At 40.1% G+C, this 4,417-nt stretch carries 4 protein-coding genes; 2 read left to right on the top strand and 2 right to left on the bottom strand.

Going from position 1 to position 4,417, the window contains the following annotated elements; all coding sequences use genetic code 11:
* Positions 1-398: 398 nt before the first annotated feature.
* On the bottom strand, positions 399-1,967 hold the full coding sequence (locus LZ634_RS21115; RefSeq protein WP_052951288.1) for a YfjI family protein: 1,569 nt from the start codon (positions 1,965-1,967) through the stop codon (positions 399-401).
* Between the two features lie 74 nt (positions 1,968-2,041).
* Entirely contained in the window at positions 2,042-2,332 is a 291-nt protein-coding gene (locus LZ634_RS22700; protein ID WP_308412129.1) for a helix-turn-helix transcriptional regulator, read from the bottom strand.
* Between the two features lie 285 nt (positions 2,333-2,617).
* Here LZ634_RS22700 and LZ634_RS21105 point away from each other — a divergent pair, with 285 nt between their 5' ends.
* Both LZ634_RS21105 and LZ634_RS21100 read left to right on the top strand, forming a co-directional pair.
* Positions 2,618-3,472, top strand: a complete 855-nt coding sequence (locus LZ634_RS21105) for a hypothetical protein (RefSeq protein ID WP_047359033.1) — start codon at positions 2,618-2,620, stop codon at positions 3,470-3,472.
* A gap of 61 nt (positions 3,473-3,533) precedes the next feature.
* The gene (locus tag LZ634_RS21100) at positions 3,534-4,343 is read left to right on the top strand and encodes an FRG domain-containing protein (protein ID WP_063153177.1); all 810 of its coding nucleotides are present in this window, start codon (positions 3,534-3,536) and stop codon (positions 4,341-4,343) included.
* Positions 4,344-4,417: the final 74 nt, after the last annotated feature.

Genomic DNA, 4,417 nt, shown 5'->3' with positions numbered 1-4,417 from the left:
TAGTGATGTGATATTTAGTTAGTATATATTACGTATAATTACCTTATTGCGTTACGAACACCTGGTACGTGAATACAGTCATACAGCACTATTTTCCACTACCAAATCGAAAGTGACGATCTGCTTCATGGGGTGTTCCGGGCATCATGCACTCCAGACATCATGAGCGAATTTTGAACAAACACCCGTCACCATCACGCTCTGAAAAGCTGATATATCTGCTAAATTAGCAATACTAGCAACTGTTTTAAGACGAGCAAGTGCATATCTGGTCATTTATTCATCAACCTCAGCATGATCGCTGCGATGATTGCCTTCATTTCAAATGAAACAACACTGGCATTCGAAAGTAATAAATACTGTTTTGTTTGACAATTGCCTGTATGGTCGTAAATATCTTACAAATCAACATGCCAGAAACCTTCATCCTTCAGGTTTTGCATTTGTACGATGCTGTAGTTGTGGGGAAAACCGCCTGTACATATAGAGCCGTTTGAATAATAACCTGCAATATGTAACATGCTGGAACCGTTGTATCGTATAATGCAACACAATCTCTGATTGATAAGTTGATTTAACGCAGGCGTTAATTTATCTATGTGCCTGAGACGACCCGGACCAGACTGAAGCAATTCACATTTAGGAAATGGTATACCTTGACTTTTGTTCAGTCTTTTAACAATAAAGCTCCAGAGGCTTCGAACTTCGCATTCAAACTGGTATCGCTCTGACAGTGGATAAAATAAGTCGCTCGCCTGCTGCAAATACCAATCCACTATTGTCATGGCATTTCTTATCTGACGAGCATCGATAATCTTAGTATAAATAAGGTCAGCGGCCGAACTGCCTCCTGTAGGTTTAGTTAAATAAAAAGTCATTATTGTAGCCAGTCGCAGTGCCTGCTCTATAGCTTTTGACGCAAAATCCCGGATATGTGAATACTTCCCGCCTGGTAAAATAGCCTGCTCAATTTCTCTCTGTTTTTCCTGAAGAAACATTTTTGCATCATCTGACAGTCTCAGTTGATCTTTCGGTATACTGTCATCATAAAACCGGGCTTCAAGAAGGCTTAACAGCCCCTGAATGTGGTCATAAAACGGAGCTAATACTGCATTCAGCCCTTCTTCATCAATACGGCTATTACGTTGCCCTATTGAGCTTTTTACCTTCATAACAAGGAATCGGGCAAGTAAACCACTGCTTTTAGCCATCTCTCCATGTTTTTCTAAATAATTACTAAATACGCCAGGCTGAATCATTAGTGAAAGCATCAGACATAATGGGAGTTCGTAGTTCTCACCATCTGTTCTGTCAAATGAATATTTCCCTCCATCCCAGCCTTTATTCAACAGTCCGAGATGATTTTTCAACCCGCTTCTGAAAAAAGAGATCGCTTCATCCATAATGATGCCAGCTTCAGCATGTAGGCTTAAGCCCTGGATAAGAGCTTTAAATGTCACATCCTGATAGCTGAATTTTGGCTCAACAGGACGTTTTGGTTCACCTTTATAATGTTCATCCAGCTGAACCTGAGCATCCTCGACACCCTTTCCATTTTTTATAGCCTGACGTTGATTGGCATCGAATCCCTGTAAGCTAGTTTTCCAGATACGATGTTGTCTTTTATAGATGGTAAGCCGATCTCTGTATTCAAGCTGCATTTTCTCAATCTGGCTGTAAAAGGGCCTCATTAACAGTCGTGACAGAAACGTCTTACCTTCACCAGACTCGGCAAGCGTAAGTAGGTATAAAGAGCATGGGCCAGGTATACCCGAGTAAGGTGATACAACACCAACAAGGTACTGGCAGATAATTGAAAGCATGGTAAAAATAATGTTTATCGTAAGTTCCATTGACATTCCTGTAAACATATTCACACGCTCAACTGTATCTTTTAGTTGCTCAGGTAAACAGTGCAAAGGGAAGGTTGTCCTGTGTTCTTTTTCTGTTTTTTTATTTAAAGACATCAATGCATTTCCTGTTTGTTGGTTATTTTATTATGTTTTCTATTTTCGTTATTTTCGCTATTGCTGCTTGGGTATTATCTGGCAGCAGCACGCTCATTTAACCATGCTTCATAATCACTTCTCCGCCAGCGACTGGATCGACCTATTTTCAGGGGGCGAGGGAATAATCCTCGATTAATGAGGGAATAATAATGCTTGTCGCTAAGACCACTGTGAGCGGTGATGTCTTTCATACTGAGCAGAATGTCATCACCCATTGCAAAGCGGGTACGTTTTTCAACATCTGGTGAAAGTCGTTGCCCGGTCTGTTCGTTGTTATGCCAGTTTGCGTAAACCGGATATTCTGTTTGTGGCGGGTTTGTCATTGTGGGTTCCTCTTGATTGATTACCGGAGCTCGCTGCTCCCTACGAAAGAGAAATCTACAGACTGTCTGAATGCACCACGACACCATCAGCAAAAAAATTATTTAAATTTTACTTGATGTCTTGACTTTTTCTATTTGTCACTTTTAAAGTGCAGGGGCAAAGTGTTACGTTTCAATTTTTTCAAGCCTGTCTTAATGTGATCAATCACATAGAAACGTATGATGATTTCAACAGAATACTGGTTAGGCTGGTAAGTTTAACTATGACAATGAGGAGGGTATTTGGTGGGAAGAGCAAGGAAGGCAAAACTTTTTGTGGATGAGCATGGCGATACACCGGGGAATCATTACTGGCATCGGTTTATGTCACTGTACTATGTAGAACATCCATCAACATTGGGTAAGTATGCTTACAGTAGATTCAGTTCCCTTGAACCGCTTGAGCAGGTGTATATAGGCGAATTAAAAAATGCTTTTGAGATATGGTTTGATGTGCTTCATGCCAACCCCCCCTCAGAACCTACAGCCTTTCAGAAGAGGTTCCTTGATGAACCTATGTCAAGTTTGATGATAATAGATGAAACGCTGGTGTACGATATCTTCTTCCGTTTTATCTATGAAATGGATATCAAGCGGGAAGATGTCTCAGAACGTCTGGATGCACTTCTTGTCGATGATAAAATACCGTATCCCTATCTTTTTGAAGTTTCATGCTATTTTTACATCATTGCTACACGAATTTTTGCCGACGAAAATTTTGATAATAAAGAGATTCAGTTTTTTAGAGCAATGTTTGAGGCTATCAATAGCTTAAAAGAGTTCACAAGCAAGCATGATGCGTACCTGCAAGAGAAAAACAAGGAACTGCATAAAAAAATATCAGGTAAAGGAGGTGAGAACAAATGGTCAAAGATCCGTGCAGAAGTCATCCGATTACTGAGAGAAGAAATTAGCTCAGGCCAATATTTAGGACGGTTTAACAGTAATGCTGATTTGACTGAATACTTACTTCCTATGGTAGAAAAGTATATTCGTATTTGCGATATAAAATCGCCCGATGATTTGTTTTATACGCTCGAAAGCTGGTCAACAAGCCCTAAATCAGATATCTCGGCACTGTATGGGCTGTTGGTCATCTAATCAGCCAACATAAGGCACTGTAATAAACGATTCAACAATACATTAAGATATGGAAGACTGGATGAAACTTGCCGATTCAGAATTATTCGGAACCGTTATAGCACCAGAGGATTTTAGTGAAATACTAACCCTGGCTACTCTTGATATACATAATGAACGGAATATTTACATGTGGCGAGGACAAGGTGATATTGCATGGCCAATACATAGCTCGGCATACAGACGCCTCATGAAGGATAGAGACTATCCATTAGGAGAGCATGTTATGCGAGATTATGAGCGAGAGTTATTACTAAATGCTCAGCATCAAGGGTATCATTTCGAAAATGGTAGGGAATTAAGTGATTTTGAGTTGCTGGCAAAGCTTCAGCATCATGGTGCAGCCACCAGGATGATCGATGTATCAAGAAATATCCTGGTTGCATTGTGGTTTGCATGTGATTCAATGCGTGATAAAACAGGCCTTTTATTTGGATTGCATTATTCGGCAATCAATGGATTTGAAGGGCGTCCTGATAAACGCTCTTATAATCAGGTGTTTGATAGAAAGACTGATATAGCGACAAATGAAGATGATTTCGATAATACTCCAACATTATGGCAGCCTCCTGTTGTGACAAAAAGGATTGCCGCCCAAAGTGCACAATTTCTTTATAGCCGGGTCAGCAACGATAGAACAGGAAGTCTGAGTTTCAGATGCGGTGAGAATATCGTGAACATGATCGCAATAACACCAGAAATGAAAGCTAAATGTTTAAAAATATTAGAGAACACTTTTGATATCCGGAGGTTTACATTATTCCCTGACATTGACGGCTTTTGTTTTTCCAATAGCACAAATTTTGGGTGTCACAGTAATGAAAGATGGTGAATATTCTATTCGGCAATCTACGAATTGATCTTCCCCGCATAAAGTGGACACAGCCCTAAGGAAGGTGCGAATAA

It is taken from the genome of Kluyvera intermedia, assembly GCF_021440345.1.
Classification (GTDB): Bacteria; Pseudomonadota; Gammaproteobacteria; order Enterobacterales; family Enterobacteriaceae; genus Kluyvera; species Kluyvera intermedia_A.
Note: the sequence above shows the minus strand (reverse complement) of the source record. Positions and strands in the feature narration are given on the sequence as shown.

What these genes read in the sequence shown, in the direction of transcription:
- LZ634_RS21115 (WP_052951288.1), bottom strand. Translation starts at nt 1,967, where the DNA reads ATGTCTTTAAATAAAAAAACAGAAAAAGAACACAGGACAACCTTCCCT.
- LZ634_RS22700 (WP_308412129.1), bottom strand. Translation starts at nt 2,332, where the DNA reads ATGACAAACCCGCCACAAACAGAATATCCGGTTTACGCAAACTGGCAT.
- LZ634_RS21100 (WP_063153177.1), top strand. Translation starts at nt 3,534, where the DNA reads ATGAAACTTGCCGATTCAGAATTATTCGGAACCGTTATAGCACCAGAG.